This window comes from Halomonas campaniensis, from assembly GCF_014193375.1.
Classification (GTDB): Bacteria; Pseudomonadota; Gammaproteobacteria; order Pseudomonadales; family Halomonadaceae; genus Halomonas; species Halomonas campaniensis.
In genome coordinates this window covers 40966-62379 of sequence record NZ_JACHZF010000007.1, presented here as the reverse complement: position 1 = coordinate 62379, position 21414 = coordinate 40966, and the positions used below count along the sequence as shown (strand labels likewise).

Below are 21414 nucleotides of genomic sequence, written 5' to 3'. Positions count from 1 at the left end.
CCCTAAACGGCCACAAGGAGCCGGGGTGAAGAGCGCGGACCTGATCAAGGAACTGGAAGCGGATGGCTGGCGGCTGGACCGAATCAAGGGCAGCCACCATCACTTTCGGCACCCCCACAAGCCCGGCACCATCACCGTGCCTCACCCTAAGAAGGACCTGAAGACGGGGTTGATCCAGGCAGTCAGAAAGCAGGCCGGACTGAAGTGACGGCTACTGCATCGGGCACTACACGGGAGCGACACCACATGCACTACCCCATTGCCATCGAGATCGGCGACGAGCAGCACGCCTGTAGCGTGGTCGTGCCCGACTTGCCCGGCTGCTTCTCCGCTGGCGACTCCTTCGACGAAGCCATCGCCAACGCTCGCGAGGCCATCGAGGGGCACCTGGAAAGCCTGTCGGAGCACGGTGACCCCATTCCGACGGCCACCGCTATCCAGCAGCACCTGAAGCACCCCGACTTCGCCGGGTGGGTCTGGGCCACGGTAGAGATCGACATGACCCCCTACCTGGGCAAGAGCCACAAGATCAACGTCACCCTGCCCGACCTGCTGATCAAGCGCATCGACAGCACCGTGGCGAAGCACGGCGACTACAAGAGTCGTTCCGGCTTCCTCGCCCGCGCCGCGCTGCACGAACTCGAGCGTCACGCCCAGTAGCACACTCCCCCGGCCTCTCGGCCGGGACGGGTTTTACCTCACCATGCATATCGCCGCACCTGGCTGACCACTTCGCCAACCTGTCCATGCCATCGAGGCGCCACCGCCGCCGAAGCAGTGCGTATCGCGGCCGGTTATGCGAAAATGCGGCCCTTTTCATGACCAGAGAAGGCAACCGCCAAGCTCCGCATGCATACCGAGACCCCGCGCCCCACGCTAGACAGGACCTTCTCCGTCGCGCCGATGATGGACTGGACGACCCGCGACTACCGCGCGTTCGCCCGCACCCTGACCCGTCGAGCGCTGCTCTACACCGAGATGGTCACCACCGGCGCCATCCTGCACGGCAGCCCGCGGGAGCGCTTCCTGGGCTTCGACGAAGTGGAGCATCCGCTGGCCCTGCAGCTGGGCGGCAGCGACCCGGGCGAGCTCGCCGAGTGCGCGGCCATCGCCCAGGCCTGGGGCTTTGACGAGGTCAACCTCAACGTGGGCTGCCCCAGCGACCGGGTGCAGAACAACCTGATCGGCGCCTGCCTGATGGGCCATCCCGAGACGGTGGCCGCCGGGGTACGCGCCATGCGCGACGCGGTGTCGATCCCGGTCACCGTGAAGTGCCGCATCGGCATCGACGACCAGGACGAGGACGCCGACCTCGAGCGCTTTATCGCCACAGTGGCCGACGCCGGCTGCGAGGTGTTCATCGTGCACGCGCGCAAGGCCTGGCTGCAGGGGCTCTCGCCGAAAGAGAACCGCGATATCCCGCCCCTCAACTACCCCCGGGTGCACCGCCTCAAGGCGAGCCGCCCCGAGCTGCATATCGGCATCAACGGCGGCGTGAAGTCCCTCGACGCGTGTCGGGTGCAGCTCGAGCGGGTGGACAGCGTGATGGTGGGTCGCGAGGCCTACCAGAACCCCTGGCTGCTGGCCGGCGTGGACCAGGCGCTCTACGGCGAGCCGGGGCCGGCGATCAGCCGCCACGCGGCGGCGCGAGCCTTCCGCCCCTACATCGCCCGGCGCCTCGAGGAGGGCGCCAAGCTCAACCACATCACCCGCCACCTGCTGGGGCTCTTCCAGGGCCAGCCGGGGGGACGGCGCTTCCGCCGCCACCTCTCCGAGAACGGCCACCTCGAGGGTGCCTGCCTGCGCGTCTTCGACGACGCCCTGAGCCTGGTCCCCGAGCGCGAACCGGCCGACGCGGCGTGACAACACGCCCCGCGGGCGCCCTGCCTCAGTAGAGCGAGTCGGGCGGGGGCGCCAGGCTGGAGTGGAAGTCCTCGATGGCGCTCTCGGCCTCCTCGATGGCATCGAAGCGGGCGATGTGGAAGAGCGCCTCCCCCTCGTTGGCCAGCGGCAGCCGGCTCATGCCGATGACGATGCCGTCGGCCATGGACCTCACCTCCCCTTCCGCGTTGCCGAACGGGTCGGCCACCCGGCCCAGCAGCTCGTCCCGGGCCACCCGCGCCCCCAGGCGCACCTGGGGCCTGAGGATGCCGTCGATGGGCGCCCGCGCCCAGCTCGAGCCGTTGGCGATCTCCGCCGCCGGCGGCGTCCGACGGCGCCGCTCGCCGGCCAGCATTCCCAGCCGACGCATTACCCGCAGCACGCCGCGCACGCCGGGCGTGATCGCCCACTCGTCGAAGCGCAGCGCCTCCCCCGCCTCGTAGGTGAGCACCGGGATGCCACGGTTCTGGGCATAGTGGCGCAGGCTGCCCTCGCGCAGCTCGGCGTTGAGGATCACCGGTGCCCCGAAGGCGTTGGCCATGCGCTCGGTCTCGCCGCCCGGGGTCAGCTGGGCGCGGATCTGCGGCAGGTTGGTGCGATGGATCGCCCCGGTATGCAGGTCGATGATGTGGGAGGCGTGGTCGACGATCTGCTCGCGGAACAGCGCCGCCACCCGGCCACCCAGCGAGCCCGACTCGCTGCCGGGGAAACAGCGGTTGAGGTCGCGGCGGTCCGGCAGGTAGCGGCTGTGCTGGACGAAGCCGAACACGTTGACGATGGGCGCGGCGATCAGCGTGCCGCGCAGGCCCTGGAGCTGCCTGGAGCGCAGCAGCCGGCGCACGATCTCCACGCTGTTGATCTCGTCGCCGTGGATGCCGCCGCAGACCAGCAGCGTCGGCCCCGCCTGGCGGCCGTGCACCACCTCCACCGGGATGTAGAGGGGCGCATGGGTGTAGAGCCGTGCCACGGGGACGTCGATCTGGGTGCGCGACCCCGGGGCGATGCGGATGTCGGCGAGTTCGAAGGGAGCACGGGCCATGGGGTGTCGTCCTGTGACAGGGGCATGGCTCCCGTTTATACCCGGCCCGGAGCCCGCTGACGAGCGGTGTCGAGCCCGGAGCCCGCTGGCGAGCGGTGCAGCCCCCGGCCCGGGAACCATACAGCAGCGAATGTAAAATCGGCGTCGTTCGGGTAGAATGCGGGTCGTCAGTGATTCAGGGAGATCGTCCTGCATGGCCCGAAAGACCAAAGCCGAGGCGGCCGCGACCCGCGAGGCCCTGCTCGATGCCGCCGAGGCGGTGTTCCTGGAGAAGGGCGTGGCGCGCACCTCGCTGGAGCAGATCGCGCGCCATGCCGGCATGACGCGAGGCGCCGTCTACTGGCACTTCCGCAACAAGGCCGACCTCTTCCAGGCCATGCTGCAGCGGGTGCGCATGCCGTTCCGGGAGCTGGTGGAGGAGATCGGCGATCCGAGCCTCGCCGAACGCCCCCTGGAGGCGATCCGGCTGGCCATCCGGAAGGGCTTCGAACGCCTCGAGCAGCCGCGCTATCGCCGCGTCCACGCCATCCTGATCCACCACTGCGAGGTGTTCGGCGACATCGACCCGCTGGCCATGCAGAACGAGATGGCCGAGGAGGCCTGCGGCGCCCTGCGCGACTACTTCGCCTGCGCCGCCCGCCTGGGCCAGCTCCGCGGGGACCTCTCGCCGGAACTGGCCGCCAGCCTGATGCAGTCCATGCTGGGCGGCCTGTTCCACGACTGGCTGCGCAACCACGAACGGTTCTCCATCGTCGAGCAGGGCATGGTACTGGTGGAGACCCAGCTCAGGCTCGTCGCCCCCCCGCCTGCCGCCGGTGAGTGACCCGGGCGGCGCGACCCGCCCGGGCGATGCCCCCGCTTCCCTCTCTCAGCGCCCGTGCCGGGTGGCGAAGAAGGCGTCGATGGCGCCCTGGGCCTCTGAAGAGCGGCAGCGCGCCAGCAGCGCCTGCTCCTCCCGGTCCAGCGCCTCGCCGATCGCCTCGGCGTCGGCCGCGCGCATCAGCGCCTTGGTGGCCAGCAGCGCATCGACGGGCTTGGCCAGCAGCCGCGCGGCACAGTCGAAGGCCTGTTCCAGCGCCCGGCCATCGGGTGCCGTATCGGTCAGCAGGCCGATGTCGCAGGCCTGCCGGGCACTGAAGGGCTGTCCCAGCAGCAGTATCTGGCTGGCCGCCTTGCCGCCGGCCAGCCGCGGCAGCAGCCAGGTGGTGCCCCCCAGCGGGGTCAGGGCGAAGTTCGTGAAGGGCAGCTGGAAGCGAGTGGCGTTGCCCGCGTAGGCGAAGTCGCTGTGCAGCAGCATCGAGATCCCCAGCCCCATGGCGATGCCCTCCGCGGCGGCGATGACCGGCTTGGGGAAGGCGTGCAGGCGGCGCAGGAAGGTGATGGCCGGCACGCGGTCGGCCTGGGCCAGCGCCCGGTAGTTGGCCAGATCGTTGCCGGCGGTGAAGCAGTTCTCGGTGCCGGTGATGATCAGCACCTTGATCCCCTCGTCCGCCTCGGCCGCCTCGAGCCCCTCGATCAGCTGCGTATAGCTCGCCTCGTCGAGGATGTTACGGCGCTCGGGGCAGCTGATCTTCAGTACCTGGATGCCGTCCTCCCGCCGGGTGGAGGTGATTCGGGTCGCCATGACAGTCTCTCCCTTGTGATCCAGCGGCCTGATCCCATCGCCAGGCCTTCCATTACCCTGTCAGCAGGATAGTCGTCCGCGAGCGTAGCGCGCCCGCGCACGAGGTGAGCGGCCATCTCGACTCAGCCGTCGACCTGCCAGCCGCCGCCCAGCGCCTTGAACAGCGTGGCGGTGGCGGTCAGGCGGTCGCGCATCGCCTCGGAGAGCGCCAGCTCCGCGGCGAGCAGCGCGCGCTGGGCATCGAGCAGCTCGATGAAGCCGACGAAGCCCTCCCGGTAGCGCACCTCGGCCAGTTCCAGGGTCCGCTCGAAGGCCGCCACCTGGTGGCGCGTCGCCTCGACCCGCTCGCCGCTGGTCTCGTAGGTGACCAGGGCGTTGCGCACCTCGTTGAAGGCCTGGGCCACGGTGGCGCGATACTGGATCTCCGCCTGCTCGGCCAGGGCCTCGGCGGTGTCGATGCGCGAGGCGCTGCGCCCGAAGTCGAACAGCGGCCCCATCACCGTGGCGGAGAGCCCCCAGGTGCCGGCCGCCGAGGTGAACAGGTCACCGGCGTCGCCGGCCGCCGTGCCGAGCAGCCCGCCCAGGTTGAAGCGCGGCAGGCGGCTCGCCTCGGCCACCCCGATGCCGGCATTGGCAGCGATCAGCCCCGCCTCGGCGGAGCGGATGTCGGGACGGCGAGCCAGCAGCGCCGAGGGCAGCACCGCCGGCACGCCGTCGGGCAGGGCGATCGCCTCCAGGCGGGTGTCGCCATAGTCCAGCTCGGCCATCAGCTCGGCGGGCGTCATCCCCACCAGCAGTCCCAGCGCCCCCTCCAGCACCCTCACCCGCTCGCGCTGGGAGGGCAGCTGGGCGAGGGTCGACTCCAGCTCCGACTGGGCCTGGCGCAGGGCCAGCTCGTCGCTCTCGCCCACGTCGAAGCGCAGCTGCTCCAGCCGGAAGGTCTCCTCGCGGGATTCCGCCGTCGCCTCGGTGATGCGCAGCTGGCGCTGGGCGCTGCGCAGGTCGAAGTAGGTGGCCACCACGTCGGCGATGACGTTGAGGCGCACCGCGTCGTGGGCGAAGGCGCTCTGCTCGAGCTGGGCCTCGGCGGCCTCGCGCTCGCGGGCCAGGCGACCCCAGAGGTCCAGCTCGTAGTCGAGCACGCCGGCCAGGGAGAAGGTGTTGTCGGTGCTCTCCCCGAAGGGCGACAGGGTCCCCGGGGTGCGCTCCCGGGACGCCTCGGCCTGGGCATTGACCGAGGGCAGCTGTTCGGCGCGGGCCAGCCCGAGCCTCGCCCGGGCCTCCTGGATGCGCGCCAGCTGCAGTCGCAGCTCCAGGTTGTCGTCCACCGCCCGCGCCACCAGGGCATCCAGGTGCGGGTCCTCGAACTGGCGCCACCACTGCTGCCAGTCGGCGCGGGCCTCGTCGCCGAGCAGCACGTGGTCGGGCCACTGCTCGGGCAGGTCGAGTGCCGGGGCCCGGTAGTCGGGCCCCACGGCACAGCCGGCCAGCAGGGCGGTGGAGAGCAGCAGCACAGGCATGGCCTTACGCATGGGTCGTCTCCTTCCGGGCCCGGTCCGCCCGGCGGCCGCGGCGCCAGCTGGCCAGGTCCTCCATCACCTTGTAGGCCAGCGGCACGAAGATCAGCGCGAGCGAGCTGGCCAGGATCATGCCGCCCACCACCACGGTGCCGATCTCCTGGCGGCTGTTGGCACCGGCACCGCTGGCGAACACCAGCGGCAGGGTGCCGATGATGAAGGTCAGGGCCGTCATCAGGATCGCCCGGAAGCGCTGGCGGGCGGCGGCCAGGGCGGCCTCGGTGGAGCTCTTGCCCTCGCGGCGGTTCTGGGCGGCGAACTCCACGATCAGGATGGCGTTCTTGGCCGCCAGGCCGATCAGCACCAGCAGGCCCACCTGGAAGTAGATGTCGTTGGGGAAGCCGCGCAGCATGGCGGCGAGCGCCGCCCCCAGCACCCCGAAGGGCACCGCCGTGGCCACCGCCAGGGGCAGCGACCAGCGCTCGTACTGGGCAGCCAGGATCAGGAACACCATCAGCAGGCCCAGGCCGAAGGCCAGGCCGCCGGCGCCGGCCGCGGCGTCGAGCTGGTAGGCCTCGCCGGTCCAGCCGAGCATCACGTTGCCGCTCGCCAGCACCTCGGCGGCCACCTCTTCCATGGCCGCCTTGGCCTGGCCGGTGGTGTAGCCGGGCGCCGCATCGGCCAGGAACTTGGCGGCCGAGTAGACGTTGTAGCGGTTGAGGATGTCCGCCCCGGACTCGCGGTTCAGGGTCACCACCGAGGAGAGCGGGATCATCTCGCCGGTCTCCGAGCGCACGAAGACCCGGTTGAGGTCCTCGGGCTGGCTGCGGAACTCGCCCTCCGACTGCAGGTTCACCTGCCAGTTGCGGCCCGCCAGGGTGAAGTCGTTGACGTAGAGCGAGCCGAAGGTGCTCTGCATGCTGGCGAAGACCTCGTTGACCGGCACGCCCATGGCGCGCGCCTTCTCGCGGTCCAGCTCGGCACGGTAGCGCGGGATCGAGGTGTCCAGGGTGGTACGCGCGTTGGTCAGCTCGGGGCGCTCGTTGGCGACAGCGGCCAGGCGGCCGGCCAGCTCGGCCATCTCCTGGGGCGTGGTCTCGCCGCGCACCTGCAGGTAGCCCTCGACCCCGCCGGTCAGCGACAGGCCCATGATCGGCGGCGGGGCGAAGGAGATCACCAGCGCCTCGGGAATGCCGCCGCCCATGCCCATGATCCGGCCGGTCAGTGACTGGGCGTCCTGGCCGGGGCCCTCCCGCTCGCTCCAGTCGGCCAGGTTGGCGAAGCCCACGCCGGTGTTGGAACGCAGTGCGCCGGCGATGATGTCGAAGCCGGCGAAGGAGGTGAACTCGTCGACCTCGTCCATCTCCAGCAGCATCGCCGAGACCTGGTCGCGCACCGCCTCGGTGCGCGGCAGCGCCGAGACCTGGGGCAGCTGGTAGACCACCAGCGCCACGCCCTGGTCCTCCTGGGGCACCAGCCCGGGCGGCAGGCGCGACATGGAGAACAGCGTGGCGGCGATCACCCCGATGAACAGCACGATGCCGATCACCGCGTGGCGCAGCAGCTTGCCGACCAGCCAGCCGAACCCGGCGGTGAGCCGGTCGAACCCGGCATTGAACCACTGGAAGGGCTTCGCCACGGTATGGGACTGCTTGTCCAGCAGCAGCGCACACATGGCCGGGGTCAGGGTCAGCGCCACCACCCCGGAGACCACCACGGAGACGGCGATGGTGACCGCGAACTGGCGATAGAGCTCGCCGGTCAGGCCGCCCAGGAAGGTCACCGGCGCGAACACCGCCACCAGCACCAGGGTCGAGGCGACCACCGCGCCGGCCACCTGCTTCATGGTCTCGATGGAGGCCTCGCGGGCCTTCATGCCCTTCTCGTTGATCAGCCGGTCGACGTTCTCCAGCACGATGATGGCGTTGTCCACCACGATGCCGATGGCCAGCACCAGGCCGAACAGCGTCAGCAGGTTGACCGAGAAGCCGAAGGCCAGCATGCCGGCGAAGGTGCCGATCAGCGACACGGGAATGGCCGCCACCGGGATCAGGGTGGCGCGCCAGTGCTGGAGGAACAGGAAGGTGACGACCACCACCAGCCCCACCGCCATCAGCAGGGTGATGAACACCTCGCGGATGGAGATCTCGACGAACTCGGTGGTGTCGTAGGGCACCGTGTAGGTGAGCCCCTCGGGGAAGCGGTCGGACATGCCCGCCAGGGTCTCGTGCACCGCCTCGGCGGTCTCCAGGGCATTGGCGCCCGGCTGCAGGTAGACGCCCATGGGCACGGCGTTCTGGCCGTTGTAGGTGGCCGAGAAGGCGTAGTTCTGTGAGCCCAGCTCGGCGCGGGCCACGTCGCCCAGCCGCAGGGTGCTGCCATCCTGCTCGGCGCGCAGGATGATCGACTCGAACTCGGCGGGGTCGGAGAGCTGGCCGCGGGTGGTCACCGAGAAGGTGAAGGCCTGCCCCGGGGGTGACGGCTCGGCACCGAGGCTGCCGGCGGCGAACTGGGCGTTCTGTTCGCGGATCGCCGCGGCCACGTCGTTGGGCGTCAGGTCATACTGGGCCAGCTTGTCCGGCGACAGCCAGATGCGCATGGAGTAGTCCTGGGCGCCGAACAGCGAGGCGTCGCCGACCCCGGGAATGCGCACCAGCTCGTCGAGCACGTTGAGCAGCGCATAGTTGGACATGAACAGCACGTCGCGGCTGCCGTCCGGGGAGAACAGCACCGGCACCATCAGGATGTTGCTGGAGCGCGCCTCGACCCGCACGCCCTGGTCGCGCACCTGCTGGGGCAGCCGCGCGGTGGCGGCCTGCACGCGGTTGTTGACGTTGATGGCGGCCTGGTCCGGGTCGGTGCCCATCTCGAAGGAGACGGTGATCTGCAGGCTGCCGGAATCGGTGGAGGTCGACTCCATGTAGAGCATGTTGTCGACGCCGTTGATCTCCTGCTCCAGCGGCGCGGCCACCGCCTCGGCGATCACCTCGGCGCTGGCCCCGGGATAGGCGGCCTGGACCACCACCTGGGGCGGCACCACGTCGGGGTACTGCTCCACCGGCAGGGCGCGCAGCGCCGCCAGGCCGGCCAGCATGATGATGATGGAGATGACCGAGGCGAAGATCGGCCGATCGATGAAGAACCTGAGCATCATGCCTCCTCGTCGGCGTCGTCCGCTTCATCAGCTTCATCGGCTTCTTCCGCGTCGTCCGGCAGCGCCTCGGCGGCCGTCTCGGTGCCATCGACCTCATCGGCGGACTCCGCCTCGCTGGCCTGCACGGCCATGCCGTCCTGCAGGGTCACCAGGCCGCTGACCACGATGCGATCGCCGGCCTCGAGGCCCGACAGCACCACCTGGCGGCCGTCGACGATGGGGCCCAGCTCGACGTTGCGCGCCTGGGCGGTCTCCTCCTCGACCACGAACACCCGCGGCCCCTCGGGCCCCTGGCCGACCCCCTCCTGGGGCACCAGGAAGACCTCGTCGAGCTCCTGCACCAGCACCCGCACGCGCACGAACTGGCCGGGCACCACCATGCCCTCCGGGTTGGGGAACACCGCCCGCGCCGAGACGCTGCCGGTGCGCGGGTCGATGGTGCTGTCGGTGAAGTCGAGCAGGCCGGGCTCGGCGTACTCGCTGCCGTCGGGCAGGGTCAGCCAGGCCTCGCGGGGCGCCTCCGCCTCGGCGTTGCTCATGGCCCGGCGGGCGGCCCGCTGCAGGGCGGCGTCGCGCTCCGGCAGCGAGAAGCGCACGTGGATGGGGTCCTGCTGGGTCACGCTGGTCAGCAGGGTGCCGCGCTCGATCAGGCTGCCCTCGGGGAAGCTCTCGAGGCCGGTCAACCCGGCCAGCGGCGCGCGCACCTCGGTGTAGCTGAGGTTGAGCTCGGCATTGGCCACGCCGGTCTCGGTCAGTGCCAGGCGCGCCTGGGCCAGCTCGCGGGCGGAGAGGGCGCTGTCCCGCTCGCGCTCGCTGACCGCATTCTGGTTGAACAGGGTCGAGATCCGCTGCCACTCGCGGTTGGCCTGGTTCAGCTCGGCCTGGGCGTTGGCCCGCTCGGCCTCGGCGCGCGTGAGGGCGATCTCGTAGGGCTCACGATCGATACGGAACAGCGCCGCGCCCTCCTCGACCACCTGGCCCTCGGTGTAGAGGCGCTCCTCGAGGATGCCGTCGACCCGGGCGCGCACCTCGACCTCGCGGGAGCCCCGGGCCCGCCCGGCATACTCCTCGATCACCTCCACGCTCTGCGGTTCCACGCCCACCACCACCACGGGAGGCGGCGGACGGTCACCGCCGCCCATGGGACCGCCGGCCTGATCGCCGTTGTCCTGCCCGCAGGCAGCCAGGCCAACGGCCATCAGGCCCACCAGCGCCAGGGATCTCAGGGGCGCGAGCCCCACCGGGGGTACCAATCGCATGAATGCCTCCACTCAGGGTCGTGTCGTCGGGCACGCTCACCGCCGGGGCGCGCCGTCAGGGGTTCGAGAACAGCGGGCAATTATAGCTACATTCATGTATGTATACTAGCCACCCGAGAATCTTTCCTACTTGCCGGCACCGCCGAACGCGGCGAAATAATGCATTGCAGCATAGTCGCCGCCCGCGCATCCTGCCCTCGGCTTGCCTTGCAAAAAAAAACCGCCCTCGGGGCAAGGGCGGAATAAAGCAGGGGATTGCAGACGGAGCTTGAAACAGTAACGCGGAGTACGTCGTTCAAGCCGGGAGGGGCTTATGCCTCCCTGTCTTGAATCCTAGACAACCAAGGTCATTTGTTCAAGTCCTGTAAAGGATTGCCGGAGCCCCGAGACCTGGCCTGCGGCCACTGACCCTTCCGGCGGCCTCGAACTGGCGCCACGGGTCGGCTATGCTGCCTTGCCGCATGAACCGCCGCAGGGAGTCGCCCATGGATGCGCTGGAACTGGTGAAGGTCGAACAGCTGGAGGTCGCGGTGCGCGTCTGGCACCCCGAGGCACCCCGGACGGTCGTGGCCTGGCACGGCCTGGCCCGCCACGGCGGCGACTTCGAGGACTTCGCCCGGGCACTGGGTCCCGGCTGGCGAGTGCTCGCCCCCGACACCCCGGGACGGGGCCTCTCGGGCTGGCCGCTCTTCCCCGCCCACGACTACCTCTATTCGCGCTACACGGCCCTGGCGATCGCCCTGCTCGACCACTTCGGGCTCGACAGCGTGCCCTGGGTGGGCACCTCCATGGGCGGGCTGATCGGCATGCTGCTGGCGGCGGACCCCGAGACGGCCCCGCGCATCGAGCGGCTGGTGCTCAACGACGTGGGACCGGAGCTGGACCCCCAGGGCCTCGCCGACCTGGGCCGCTACTTCGCCGCGCCCCACCGCTTCACCCGCTTCGGCGACCTGGAGGCCGAGCTGCGCCGCCACTATGCCGGGTTCGGCATCGACAGCGACGACGCCTGGCGGCGGCTGGCCCTGGGCAGCGCACGCCGGCTGCCCGACGGCAGCTGGACCTACCACTACGATCCCCGCATCGGCGAGCAATTCATCCACGACACCCCCCGCGATACCTGGGCCGACTGGCGGGCCATCCGCTGCCCGCTGATGGTGGTGCGCGGCGCCGACTCGCCCCTGCTGCGCCACGACAGCGTGGCGAAGATGGCCGAGGCCCAGCCGGGCCTGGTCACGCTGGAGGTCCCCGGCTGCGGCCATGCCCCCATGCTCGACCGGGCGGCCCAGGTCGACCCCATCGCCGATTTCCTCGCACGGCCGAGGGAGGCCCTGATGCCGGCCACGCCGGAGGCACCCGCCCGCCGCTGGTGGCAGCGCCTGCTCGCGCGACTCAAGGGATAAGTCACGACCGTCATGACGCTCTGACATCCCGGGGGTCGATCGCCCATGCCTTGAGGCGCGAGCGCAGGGTCGTGGGCTTGACGCCCAGCCGCTCGGCGGCCCCGCCCGGCCCCGACACCTTGCCGCCGCAGGCGCGCAGCGCCGCCAGCGCATTCTCGCGCTGGCGGCTCGCCAGCTCGTGCTCGGTGAGCAGCGCGGGTTCGGCCGGCGCCGGTGCCTGCCGGGTCGACGGGGCAGCTTCGGCGCTGGACGGGCCGGCCAGCGGCGGACCGGCGGCCGGGCTCAGGTCGTCGAAGGCCAGCACGCGGCCCTGGGCGACGATCACCTGGCGCTCGATCACGTTCTCCAGCTCGCGGATGTTGCCCGGCCAGGGGTAGCGCTTGAGCACCTCCAGCTGGGACGGGGGGATGCGCACCCCGGGCTTGTTGAACTTCTGGCAGGCGCGGATCAGGAAGTGCCGCGCCAGCAGGGGCACGTCCTCGCTGCGCTCGCGCAGCGGCACCGAGGCGATCGGAAAGACATTGAGGCGGAAGTAGAGGTCCTCGCGAAACGTCCCCGCCGCGACCATCTCGCGCAGCTCGCGGTTGGTGGCGGCGATCACCCGCACATCCACCTGCCGCGTGCGGTTGTCGCCGACCCGCTCGAACTGCTGCTCCTGCAGCACGCGCAGCAGCTTGCCCTGCAGCTCGAGGGGGATCTCGCCCACCTCATCGAGGAACAGGGTGCCGCCATCGGCCAGCTCGAAGCGGCCCGGCCGGTCGTTGACCGCCCCGGTGAAGGCGCCCTTCACGTGGCCGAAGAACTCGCTCTCGAAGAGATCGCGGGGGATGGCGGCGCAGTTGACCCGGATCAGCGGGCGGCCGCCGCGTGGGCCCCCGGCATGGATGGCTCGGGCGATCAGCTCCTTGCCGGTCCCCGATTCGCCGCTGATCAGCACGTTGGCATCGGTGGGCGCCACCAGCGCGATCTGGCGCACCAGGTGGGCCACGGCGGCGCTCTCGCCGACGATCTCGCGATGGTTGAACTCGGCCTTGATCTCCTCCTGCAGGTACTGGTTCTCCAGCTCCAGGCGCTGCTTGAGGGACTCCACCTCGGCCAGGGCATCGCGCAGCTGCTGCTCGGCCCGCTTGCGCTCCGAGATGTCGCGGAACAGCACCACGGCCCCCACCAGCCGCCCCATCTCGAAGATCGGCGTGCTGGTGTACTCCACCGGGATCGCCTCACCGTTCTTGTGCCAGAACACCTCGTCGTCGACCCGGTGCACCTGGCCGTCGCTGAAGGAGGCATGGATCGGGCACTGCTGCACCGGAAAGTGGCGGCCATCGGCCTGGGTATGGTGGAACAGCTGGTGGGCATCGTGACCCACCATGTCCTCGCTGCTCCAGCCCAGGATCCGCTCGGCGGCCGGGTTGACGAAGGTGGTGCGGCCCTCGGCGTCCAGGCCATAGATCCCCTCCCCCGCGGCGCCGAGGATCAGCTGGTTCTGCCGCTCGATGCGCTCGAACACCTGCTCGACCCGTTCCCAGCCCACCTGGCCGCGCCGGTGCTGGCGCCGCAGGTCGGCCCTGGCGCGGCGCTGCTCGGCCTTCTGGCGATCGACCAGGGTCAGTAGCAGCCGCCCTTCGTCCAGCGTCTGGGCCTGGGCCTCCACGTGGCGGGGCTGGCGCTTGAGGTCGAGGACCACCAGGTCGTCCGACCAGGCGGTGGACCGGGTGAGGGCCTCGTCGGTGAAGCTGACCCACAGCGGCAGCGAGGCGCCCAGCCGATGGCTGAACGGGAGCCCGCAGAGGGCCTCGGCCTCGCCGCCCAGCAGCCGGCAGGCCGCCGCATTGGCACCCAGCAGCCGGTCGGCCACCGGGTCGATCACCACCAGCGCCTGGGGCGCCCGGGCGAAGGCCTCCTGGACGAGGGATGGCGGGGGAGCATCGGGCAGGGGCATGACGGCACTCGCATCGGGACGGATGCCTCACCCATACAATCCCCGGGCCAATGACGAGAAATCGTCAGGATTTCAGCGAGATCTCGTCATTGGCGAGATCTCGTCACCGCTGGCCAGCCGGGCACGCCGGGTGAGATCGACTGCCAAGCCCATGAAAAACCATCGCTATTCATCGGCAAGCCCGACATGGCACGGGCTTCGCAGGTTTATGCGTGAACGGCCCATCCGCGATCCCGTTGCACCGGTCCGGAGCATGAGTGGCCCTCCCCTGCACCAGCGAAGCGAGACGACCATGAACAACGACCACAACAGTCTGGGTAACCCCTTCGATCACCGGCAGTCCCTGGTCCATGGACGCGGCTGCGACTGTGCGACCTGCACCGACGAGCAGCGGGCGGCCGCCACGCTCTCCGCCTCGGACGGCGCCGACGCCCCGGCATCCTCCGCCCCGTCGCAGCAGGAGGCGATGATGGACCGGATGGTGGAGAGCGCCCTGGTCCGCGGCATGTTCGGCCACAGCGACATGCACCGCCGCCAGTTCATGAAGCTGGTGGGCGGCGGCACCGTGGCCGCCGCCCTGGCCAGCCTGTTCCCCATGGACGCCATCAAGGCCGCCGTGAAGGAGGACCTGGGCCCGCTGGAGAAGACCCGCCTGGACGTGGGCTTCGTGCCGATCACCTGTGCCACGCCGATCATCATGGCCCACCCCATGGGCTTCTATGAGCGCTACGGCCTGGACGTCTCGGTGATCAAGACCGCCGGCTGGGCGGTGGCCCGCGACAAGTCGCTCAACCGCGAGTACGACGCCGCCCACATGCTGACGCCGATGCCCCTGGCCATGACGCTGGGCGCGGGCTCCACCCCCGAGCCCTTCATCATGCCCGCCGTGGAGAACATCAACGGCCAGGCGATCGTGCTGCACAACGACCACCAGGACAAGCGCGATCCCCGGCAGTGGAAGGGCTTCACCTTCGGCGTGCCCTTCGAGTACTCGATGCACAACTTCCTGCTGCGCTACTACGTCGCCGAGCACGGCCTCGACCCCGACCAGGACATCCAGATCCGGGTGATCCCGCCCCCCGAGATGGTCGCCAACCTGCGCGCCGGCAACATCGACGGCTTCCTCTCGCCGGACCCCTTCAACCAGCGCGCGGTGTTCGAGCGCATCGGCTTCATCCACCTGCTGACCAAGGAGATCTGGGACGGCCACCCCTGCTGCGCCTTCGCCACCAGCCAGCGCTTCGCCACCGAGAACCCCAACACCTACGGCGCCCTGCTGCGGGCGATCATCGACGCCACCCAGTACTCCTCGAACCCCGAGAACCGCTCGGAGATCGCCGCGGCCATTGCCCCCACCAACTACCTCAACCAGCCGGTCACGGTGATCGAGCAGGTACTGACCGGCACCTTTGCCGATGGCCTGGGCGAGGTGCAACGGGTACCCGACCGCATCGACTTCGATCCCTTCCCCTGGCACTCCATGGCGGTGTGGATCCTCACCCAGATGAAGCGCTGGGGCTACATCGAGGGGCACGTGGACTACCAGCAGGTGGCCCGCGACGTCTACCTGGCCACCGATGCCGCGGCGGTGATGCGCGAGCTCGGCTATGACGCCCCGGAGGAGACGGCGCGCAACTACCAGATCATGGGCAAGACCTTCGACTACACCCAGCCCGAGGCCTACCTCGAGAGCTTCGACATCCGGAGGAGCTGACATGGACCGCACCACCACCGAATGGAAGTTCAGCCTCAACATCCGCGCCGCGCTGCTGGCCGTGCTGATCCTGGTCGCCGGGCTGGGGCTGTGGGAGGGGCTCAACCGCACGCCGGTGATGGGGGGCGCCGGCGCCGAGCTCAGCGAGTACGAGCTGCTGATGGGCGGCGCCGACGAGATGGCCAGGGTGCCGCCCCCCTCGCAGATCCTCGAGCGGGCCTGGGAGGAGCTCTCCAACCCCTTCTATGACGCCGGCCCCAACGACAAGGGGATCGGCATCCAGCTGGGCTACTCGCTCTACCGGGTGCTCTCCGGCTACCTGATGGCCGCGGTGATCGCCATCCCGATCGGTTTTCTGATCGGCATGTCGCCGCTGATGTACAAGGCGCTCAATCCCTACATCCAGGTGCTGCGCCCGATCTCGCCGCTGGCCTGGATGCCCCTGGCGCTGTTCATCATCCGCGACTCCGAGGCCTCGGCGATCTTCGTGATCTTCATCTGCTCGATCTGGCCGATGCTGCTCAATACCGCCTTCGGCGTGGCCGGCGTGCGGCAGGACTGGGTCAACGTGGCCCGCACCCACGAACTCTCGCCGATGAAGACCGCCTTCAAGGTGATCCTGCCCGCCGCGGCCCCGACCATCCTCACCGGCATGCGCATCTCCATCGGCATCGCCTGGCTGGTGATCGTGGCCGCCGAGATGCTCGTGGGCGGCACCGGCATCGGCTACTACGTGTGGAACGAGTGGAACAACCTCGACCTGACCAGCGTGATCTTCTCGATCCTGATGATCGGCGTGGTGGGCATGCTGCTCGACCTGGCGCTGTCGGCGGTCGCGCGACTGGTCACCTATCAGGAATAACCCCGGGAGAAAGACATGAGTCATGCCTTCGTGGAAGTCCAGCAGGCCGCCAAGCGCTTTCCCGGCGCCCGCGGCGAGGAGGACCTGACGGTCTTCGAGAACGTCAGCTTCCAGCTCGACAAGGGGGAGTTCGTCTGCATCATCGGCCACTCCGGCTGCGGCAAGTCGACCATCATGAACGCCCTGGCCGGGCTCGACAGCCTGAGTGACGGCGCGATGATCATGGATGGCCGCGAGATCCAGGGCCCGAGCCTCGCGCGCGGCGTGGTGTTCCAGAACTACAGCCTGCTGCCGTGGCTCACCGCCCTGGAGAACGTGCGCTTCGGGGTCCGAGCCCGCTGGAAGGCCTGGGACGAGGCCAGGGTCACCGAGCACAGCCTCGAGTACCTGGAGATGGTGGGGCTCAAGGGCGTCGAGGACCGCAAGCCGGCCCAGCTCTCGGGCGGCATGCGCCAGCGGGTCAGCATCGCCCGGGCCTTCGCCACCAAGCCGGAGCTGCTGCTGCTCGACGAGCCCTTCGGCGCGCTGGATGACCTGACCCGCGGGGTCATCCAGGACGAGCTGGTCAAGATCTGGGGCCAGGACCGCCAGACGGTGTTCATGATCACCCACGACGTGGACGAGGCGATCCTGCTGGCCGATCGCATCTTCCTGATGACCAACGGACCCCAGGCCCGCATCGCCGAGGCGGTGGAGATCGACCTGCCGCGGCCCCGCGCCCGGGCCGAGATCGTCAAGCACCCGCACTTCTATCGGATCCGCAACTACCTGGTCGATTTCCTGGTGAATCGCTCGGGCGAGCTGCGCACCGCCGACCTCGACCGCCGCGGCCTGCACTACCCGCGCGCGGTCAATCCGGTCGCCGAGTCGGCGACCGATTCCGACAGCGCGGATGCCCCGTCATCCGCTTCCGCCACCGACAAGCTGGTCAAGTTCACTCCCAAGGAGACGCACCATGGATAAGCTCGAGATGCGCCACACCCTGCTCGCCGCCAAGGCCCGCAAGAAGATGAGCTGGGACGATATCGCCACCGCCGTGAACATGTCACCCGTCTGGGTGGCCTCCGCCTGCTACGGCATGAACAGCGCCAGCCACGAGGTCGCCCACAAGCTGTGCGATGTCCTCGGCGTCGAGGCCGAGGCCGCCGAGGCCCTCCAGGCCTTCCCCACCAAGGCCTGGGACGAGGCGATCCCCCAGGACCCCTTCATCTATCGCCTCTACGAGGTGGTGGGCGTCTACGGCGAGACCCTCAAGGACGTGGTCCAGGAGAAGTTCGGCGACGGCATCATGAGCGCCATCGACTTCACCATGGAGGTCGACAAGGTCGAGGATCCCAAGGGCGACCGTGTGCTGCTGACCCTCAGCGGCAAGTTCCTGCCCTACAAGTCCTGGTAAACGGCTAGGCCTGGTAGGCCGCAAGCCGCGCCACCGCGCTCTCCACCGCCTGGCGGTAGCCGCCGCCGAACAGCAAGAGGTGATTGAGCAGCGGATAGAGCTGGAACAGCGTCTCGCGCCTCGGCCAGTCGGCCGGGGCGCGGCCGTTCCAGTAGGCCTCGAGGAAGGCCTCGCCGGGGGCGCCGAACAGCGTCAGCATGGCGAGGTCCACCTCGGGATAGTGGCGATAGACCGCCGGGTCGATGATCGCCGGCCCCCGCGGGGTGAAGAGCACGTTACCGGACCACAGGTCGCCATGCAGAAGGCTGGCCGGCGCATCCGGGAGCCAGGCCTCCAGGCCGTGGGCGATGGCCTCCACGCGGGCGCGCAACCGCTGATCCATCAGGCCTCGCACCTGGCAGGCATCAACCAGCGGCAGCAGCCGCCGCTCACGCTGGAAGGCGCGACCGTCGGCCAGCGGCGCATTGGGCTGGGGCGTGCGCCCGCAGGCGTTGTCCCGGGGCCAGCCGTGGGCCTCGCCGGTCACCGCGTGCAGCCGGCGCAGCCCCTCGCCCAGGGCCGCCTCGTCGCGACGTCGGCGCGTCACCGGCGCCAGGGCCTCCATCACCAGCCAGCCCTCCCCCTCGGCGAGCAGCTCGGGGACCACCAGGCCGCTGCTGGCCGCCGCCAGCGCCTGCAGGCCGTCCGCCTCGCCGGCCAGGCGTAGCGGGTCATCGCGCTTCACCACCACGTCGCCGCGGTCGGTGGCCAGGCGATAGACCGCAGCGATATCCCCACCGCCCAGCGGGGTCATCTCGCCGCACGGGGTCAGCCCGGCCGATGCCAGCAGCGCCTCGAGCGCCCTCTCCATGCTCACCTCCTGTCGCGTCGACCACCGCGACAGCCTCGCGGCCGGCCGGGTGGCGTGTCAACGGCCACCCGCCCAACGTAAAAAAGCCGCCCCGAAGGACGGCAAGAGCAAGGGACTGGACGGGGCCGTAGCCCCGGAGATGACTCACTCGGGCAGGAGCACGCCATCGATGACATGGATCACGCCGTTGCTGGTCTCGATATCGGCCTGGATGACGGTGGCGTCGTTGATCATCACGCTGCCATCCATGGTGGTGATGGTGATCGACTGGCCCTGGACCGTCTCGGCACTCTCCAGGCCCATGGCGTCCTCGGCCATCACCTGGCCGGCCACCACGTGGTAGGTGAGGATCGCCTGCAGGGTCTCCTGGTTCTCGGGCATCAGCAGCTCCTCCAGGGTGCCCTCGGGCAAGGCGGCAAAGGCCTCGTCGGTGGGGGCGAAGACGGTGAAGGGACCCTCGCCCTTGAGGGTGTCGACCAGGCCGGCGGCCTCGACGGCGGCCACCAGGGTCTCGAACTGTCCCGCGGCGACGGCGGTATCGACGATGTCGGCAGACGCCTCGTCGTGTCCGTGGTTGCCGGCCTGTACCGCGCCCGCCATCATCAGGCCGGCCAGACCGGCGCCGATCCACTGGGTTGCTGCGACCTTGAACATCTTCATGCTGGCTTCCTCATTGCGTGGGACTTTCCCATTGCGTGGGACCTTGCTGGTGCGTTGTGCAGTGGCCAGTCGAGGAGGCGACACCGCCATCCTGTACATGGACAGTCTGTTTGTACATGTCTTGGATAATAAGTTCGACGCCGCGGGGATTTTTTTCGTCATGCCTGCCGAGGGGCTGACGCGGCCCGGATCGCTGTGGCACAAGGAAGGCTCCACTGACGTGAATTCCCATCGGGAGGGCAACATGTACAAGCTGGCCTTCTTCGTTCCCGTGGCGGAGGCCGAGGCGGTCAAGGAAGCCGTGTTCGCCACCGGCGCGGGGCGCATCGGCGACTACGAGGCGTGCTGCTTCCAGACCCGGGGCACCGGGCAGTTCCGCCCGCTGGCCGGCGCCAACCCGCATATCGGCCGGGTCGGCGACCTGGAACGGGTCGAGGAACTCAAGGTGGAGCTGGTCTGCGAGGACCGGCTGATCCGCGAGGCGGTGGCGGCGCTCAAGGCCGCCCACCCCTACGAGGAGCCGGCGTTCGACGTGTGGAAGCTGGAAACGCTGTGAGCCCCCGACGCCACGTAGCGCCGCACCGCCTCCCGGGGCCCGCGGTCGTCGATGACCGCGAGCCATCCCGCCAGGGCCACCAGCAGTGCCCGGGAATCGACCAGGTCATCGAAGATCCCGCGGACCGCCAGGAAGGCCTGAGGGTCCCGGCGGGCCCGTCGCGCCCCCTCCTTCAGCCGTGACGACAGGGGGTCCGAGAGTGCCGGCACGCCATGGCCCTCGCCCGCCTGCCGGCAGAAGTGGCACCACAGGGCCAGTTCGAGCGCCAGGCCCTCGATGGGCCGGCCCCTGGCGAGGGCGTCGCGGATCGCCGGGAGCACGAACTTCGGCTGTCGGGTCGACCCGTTGGCGCAGAGCCGGGCAACGGTGTCGCCGACCTCGGCATTGCCGAAGCGCTCGAGGACCCTGTCCAGATAGGCCCGGTAGTCCACCCCGTCGGCCGCCTTCAGGAGGGGGATGATCTCCCGCTGCTGCAGGGCGAGCAGCCAGTCACGGATATCCGGGTCCGCCACCGCCCGATGCACATGACGATACCCCAGCAGGGCCGCCAGATAGGCGAGGCTGGCATGCCCGGCGTTGAGGATCCTCAGCTTCATCGTCTCGTGGCGAGAGACGTCGTCCACGAACTGGACGCCGACGTTCTCCCAGGGCGGTCGCCCGGCGCAGAAGCGATCCTCCACCACCCACTGCCGGAAAGGCTCGCAGACCACCGGGGCGGCATCCCGGATGCCGAAGCGACGACTGACCAGTTCCCGCTCACGGGCGGTGGTGCGCGGCGTGATGCAGTCGACCATCGAGTTGGGAAACGTCACCTCCCGCCTGATCCAGGCGGCCAGGTAAGGGTCGATGAGTTCGGCCAGGCCGACCACGACGCTGCGCGTCACTGCGCCGTTGCCGGGGAGGTTGTCGCAGGAGAGCACCGTGAAGGGCCCAAGCCCCCTGGCCCGACGCTCGCCCAGCGCCCTGACCAGCATGCCGAACAGGGTCCTGGGCTGCGCCGGGGCGGCGGCATCGGCCCGGATCCGCGGATGACCCGGGTCGAACCGGCCGGTGGCCGTGTCGAGGAAGTACCCTCCCTCGGTGATGGTCAGCGAGACGATACGGATACGCGGGTCGCACAGCGCCCTGACGATGGCCGCAGGCGCCACGGGAACGAAGTCGACCATGGCGCCCACCACCCTCGCCGAGCTCCCCCCGGGGTCGAGGTCGACGATGGTGGAGAGCCAGTCCTGCTGCTGCAGGCGCCGGCGCATCCGGGTATCCGCCGGCATCACGCCGGAGCCGACGATCGCCCAGTCGTGGGCCTCGCCTCGCTCGAGCAGGCGATCCAGGTACATCGCCATGTGCGAACGGTGAAAATTGCCCAGGCCGATATGCAGGATCCCCGGCGCCAGCCCGCGCCGGTCATAGGCCGGCACCCCGACGTCCTGGCCGAGGGCGGCAAGGGTCTGCTGCGAGATTGTCAGCGCCATGGGATCTCCTCCTGGCCCTGCAGCGGGCCGGGCGATGTCGGTCGCTGACATTATCCGCGCATCAGGCCGATCGCGCACCCGGGCTCGGCAC

At 69.8% G+C, this 21414-nt stretch carries 19 protein-coding genes; 10 read left to right on the top strand and 9 right to left on the bottom strand.

Going from position 1 to position 21414, the window contains the following annotated elements:
• Positions 1 to 25: 25 nt before the first annotated feature.
• From BDK63_RS05845 to dusA, 3 genes are all read left to right on the top strand, one after another.
• Positions 26 to 208 (top strand): type II toxin-antitoxin system HicA family toxin, encoded by a 183-nt coding sequence (locus BDK63_RS05845; RefSeq protein ID WP_183330432.1) that lies wholly within the window; start codon positions 26 to 28, stop codon positions 206 to 208.
• 38 nt (positions 209 to 246) lie between these two features.
• Complete coding sequence (locus BDK63_RS05840) at positions 247 to 660, top strand: type II toxin-antitoxin system HicB family antitoxin (protein ID WP_183330431.1); 414 nt, start codon at positions 247 to 249, stop codon at positions 658 to 660.
• A 189-nt stretch (positions 661 to 849) separates the two neighbouring features.
• The gene (dusA, locus tag BDK63_RS05835; protein WP_183330430.1) at positions 850 to 1863 is read left to right on the top strand and encodes a tRNA dihydrouridine(20/20a) synthase DusA; all 1014 of its coding nucleotides are present in this window, start codon (positions 850 to 852) and stop codon (positions 1861 to 1863) included.
• 25 nt (positions 1864 to 1888) lie between these two features.
• Here dusA and BDK63_RS05830 read toward each other — a convergent pair whose 3' ends face one another.
• On the bottom strand, positions 1889 to 2920 hold the full coding sequence (locus tag BDK63_RS05830; RefSeq protein ID WP_183330429.1) for a succinylglutamate desuccinylase/aspartoacylase family protein: 1032 nt from the start codon (positions 2918 to 2920) through the stop codon (positions 1889 to 1891).
• A gap of 193 nt (positions 2921 to 3113) precedes the next feature.
• Between BDK63_RS05830 and BDK63_RS05825 the strand changes: the two genes are divergently transcribed.
• On the top strand, positions 3114 to 3743 hold the full coding sequence (locus BDK63_RS05825; protein WP_183330428.1) for a TetR family transcriptional regulator: 630 nt from the start codon (positions 3114 to 3116) through the stop codon (positions 3741 to 3743).
• Positions 3744 to 3788: 45 nt separating this feature from the next.
• Here the strand turns inward: BDK63_RS05825 and BDK63_RS05820 are convergent, their stop codons facing one another.
• From BDK63_RS05820 to BDK63_RS05805, 4 genes are all read right to left on the bottom strand, one after another.
• A complete protein-coding gene (locus BDK63_RS05820) occupies positions 3789 to 4544 on the bottom strand; it encodes an enoyl-CoA hydratase/isomerase family protein (protein ID WP_183330427.1) in 756 nt (251 codons plus the stop codon).
• A gap of 122 nt (positions 4545 to 4666) precedes the next feature.
• Complete coding sequence (locus tag BDK63_RS05815; protein WP_183330426.1) at positions 4667 to 6076, bottom strand: efflux transporter outer membrane subunit; 1410 nt, start codon at positions 6074 to 6076, stop codon at positions 4667 to 4669.
• Positions 6069 to 9212: an efflux RND transporter permease subunit gene (locus tag BDK63_RS05810; protein ID WP_183330425.1), complete on the bottom strand. Its 3144-nt coding sequence runs from the start codon at positions 9210 to 9212 to the stop codon at positions 6069 to 6071. Before BDK63_RS05810 ends, BDK63_RS05815 begins: the two co-directional genes overlap by 8 nt.
• Entirely contained in the window at positions 9212 to 10474 is a 1263-nt protein-coding gene (locus tag BDK63_RS05805) for an efflux RND transporter periplasmic adaptor subunit (protein WP_183330424.1), read from the bottom strand. The genes BDK63_RS05810 and BDK63_RS05805 overlap by 1 nt, the downstream gene beginning before the upstream one ends.
• Positions 10475 to 10959: 485 nt before the next feature.
• On the opposite strand from BDK63_RS05805, the gene BDK63_RS05800 reads away from it, so the two are divergent.
• Positions 10960 to 11874, top strand: a complete 915-nt coding sequence (locus BDK63_RS05800) for an alpha/beta fold hydrolase (protein ID WP_183330423.1) — start codon at positions 10960 to 10962, stop codon at positions 11872 to 11874.
• A 10-nt stretch (positions 11875 to 11884) separates the two neighbouring features.
• On the opposite strand, the gene BDK63_RS05795 is transcribed toward BDK63_RS05800, so the two are convergent.
• Positions 11885 to 13813: a sigma 54-interacting transcriptional regulator gene (locus tag BDK63_RS05795; RefSeq protein WP_183330422.1), complete on the bottom strand. Its 1929-nt coding sequence runs from the start codon at positions 13811 to 13813 to the stop codon at positions 11885 to 11887.
• A gap of 292 nt (positions 13814 to 14105) precedes the next feature.
• Here BDK63_RS05795 and BDK63_RS05790 point away from each other — a divergent pair, with 292 nt between their 5' ends.
• From BDK63_RS05790 to cynS, 4 genes are read left to right on the top strand one after another with little or no spacing between them, the layout of a single operon-like run.
• Positions 14106 to 15527: a CmpA/NrtA family ABC transporter substrate-binding protein gene (locus BDK63_RS05790; protein ID WP_183330421.1), complete on the top strand. Its 1422-nt coding sequence runs from the start codon at positions 14106 to 14108 to the stop codon at positions 15525 to 15527.
• Position 15528: 1 nt separating this feature from the next.
• Positions 15529 to 16389, top strand: coding sequence for a nitrate ABC transporter permease (gene ntrB / locus BDK63_RS05785; protein ID WP_183330420.1), 861 nt, complete (start codon positions 15529 to 15531; stop codon positions 16387 to 16389).
• A 15-nt stretch (positions 16390 to 16404) separates the two neighbouring features.
• Complete coding sequence (locus BDK63_RS05780; protein ID WP_183330419.1) at positions 16405 to 17352, top strand: ABC transporter ATP-binding protein; 948 nt, start codon at positions 16405 to 16407, stop codon at positions 17350 to 17352.
• On the top strand, positions 17345 to 17785 hold the full coding sequence (cynS, locus tag BDK63_RS05775; protein ID WP_183330418.1) for a cyanase: 441 nt from the start codon (positions 17345 to 17347) through the stop codon (positions 17783 to 17785). Before BDK63_RS05780 ends, cynS begins: the two co-directional genes overlap by 8 nt.
• Before the next feature lie 4 nt (positions 17786 to 17789).
• Here cynS and BDK63_RS05770 read toward each other — a convergent pair whose 3' ends face one another.
• Both BDK63_RS05770 and BDK63_RS05765 read right to left on the bottom strand, forming a co-directional pair.
• Positions 17790 to 18635, bottom strand: coding sequence for a fructosamine kinase family protein (locus tag BDK63_RS05770; protein ID WP_183330417.1), 846 nt, complete (start codon positions 18633 to 18635; stop codon positions 17790 to 17792).
• 144 nt (positions 18636 to 18779) lie between these two features.
• On the bottom strand, positions 18780 to 19295 hold the full coding sequence (locus tag BDK63_RS05765) for a fasciclin domain-containing protein (RefSeq protein WP_183330416.1): 516 nt from the start codon (positions 19293 to 19295) through the stop codon (positions 18780 to 18782).
• A gap of 244 nt (positions 19296 to 19539) precedes the next feature.
• On the opposite strand from BDK63_RS05765, the gene BDK63_RS05760 reads away from it, so the two are divergent.
• Positions 19540 to 19851, top strand: a complete 312-nt coding sequence (locus BDK63_RS05760; RefSeq protein ID WP_183330415.1) for a YqfO family protein — start codon at positions 19540 to 19542, stop codon at positions 19849 to 19851.
• Here BDK63_RS05760 and BDK63_RS05755 read toward each other — a convergent pair.
• Complete coding sequence (locus BDK63_RS05755) at positions 19806 to 21323, bottom strand: mannitol dehydrogenase family protein (protein ID WP_183330414.1); 1518 nt, start codon at positions 21321 to 21323, stop codon at positions 19806 to 19808. The two genes, BDK63_RS05760 and BDK63_RS05755, sit on opposite strands and share 46 nt — an antisense overlap.
• Positions 21324 to 21414 lie beyond the last annotated feature (91 nt).

Excerpts from the sequence above, each read along its gene's own strand:
- BDK63_RS05840 (WP_183330431.1), top strand. The coding sequence starts at position 247 with ATGCACTACCCCATTGCCATCGAGATCGGCGACGAGCAGCACGCCTGT.
- dusA (WP_183330430.1), top strand. The coding sequence starts at position 850 with ATGCATACCGAGACCCCGCGCCCCACGCTAGACAGGACCTTCTCCGTC.
- BDK63_RS05830 (WP_183330429.1), bottom strand. The coding sequence starts at position 2,920 with ATGGCCCGTGCTCCCTTCGAACTCGCCGACATCCGCATCGCCCCGGGG.
- BDK63_RS05825 (WP_183330428.1), top strand. The coding sequence starts at position 3,114 with ATGGCCCGAAAGACCAAAGCCGAGGCGGCCGCGACCCGCGAGGCCCTG.
- BDK63_RS05820 (WP_183330427.1), bottom strand. The coding sequence starts at position 4,544 with ATGGCGACCCGAATCACCTCCACCCGGCGGGAGGACGGCATCCAGGTA.
- BDK63_RS05815 (WP_183330426.1), bottom strand. The coding sequence starts at position 6,076 with ATGCGTAAGGCCATGCCTGTGCTGCTGCTCTCCACCGCCCTGCTGGCC.
- BDK63_RS05810 (WP_183330425.1), bottom strand. The coding sequence starts at position 9,212 with ATGCTCAGGTTCTTCATCGATCGGCCGATCTTCGCCTCGGTCATCTCC.
- BDK63_RS05805 (WP_183330424.1), bottom strand. The coding sequence starts at position 10,474 with ATGCGATTGGTACCCCCGGTGGGGCTCGCGCCCCTGAGATCCCTGGCG.
- BDK63_RS05800 (WP_183330423.1), top strand. The coding sequence starts at position 10,960 with ATGGATGCGCTGGAACTGGTGAAGGTCGAACAGCTGGAGGTCGCGGTG.
- BDK63_RS05795 (WP_183330422.1), bottom strand. The coding sequence starts at position 13,813 with ATGCCCCTGCCCGATGCTCCCCCGCCATCCCTCGTCCAGGAGGCCTTC.
- BDK63_RS05790 (WP_183330421.1), top strand. The coding sequence starts at position 14,106 with ATGAACAACGACCACAACAGTCTGGGTAACCCCTTCGATCACCGGCAG.
- ntrB (WP_183330420.1), top strand. The coding sequence starts at position 15,529 with ATGGACCGCACCACCACCGAATGGAAGTTCAGCCTCAACATCCGCGCC.
- BDK63_RS05780 (WP_183330419.1), top strand. The coding sequence starts at position 16,405 with ATGAGTCATGCCTTCGTGGAAGTCCAGCAGGCCGCCAAGCGCTTTCCC.
- cynS (WP_183330418.1), top strand. The coding sequence starts at position 17,345 with ATGGATAAGCTCGAGATGCGCCACACCCTGCTCGCCGCCAAGGCCCGC.
- BDK63_RS05770 (WP_183330417.1), bottom strand. The coding sequence starts at position 18,635 with ATGGAGAGGGCGCTCGAGGCGCTGCTGGCATCGGCCGGGCTGACCCCG.
- BDK63_RS05765 (WP_183330416.1), bottom strand. The coding sequence starts at position 19,295 with ATGAAGATGTTCAAGGTCGCAGCAACCCAGTGGATCGGCGCCGGTCTG.
- BDK63_RS05760 (WP_183330415.1), top strand. The coding sequence starts at position 19,540 with ATGTACAAGCTGGCCTTCTTCGTTCCCGTGGCGGAGGCCGAGGCGGTC.
- BDK63_RS05755 (WP_183330414.1), bottom strand. The coding sequence starts at position 21,323 with ATGGCGCTGACAATCTCGCAGCAGACCCTTGCCGCCCTCGGCCAGGAC.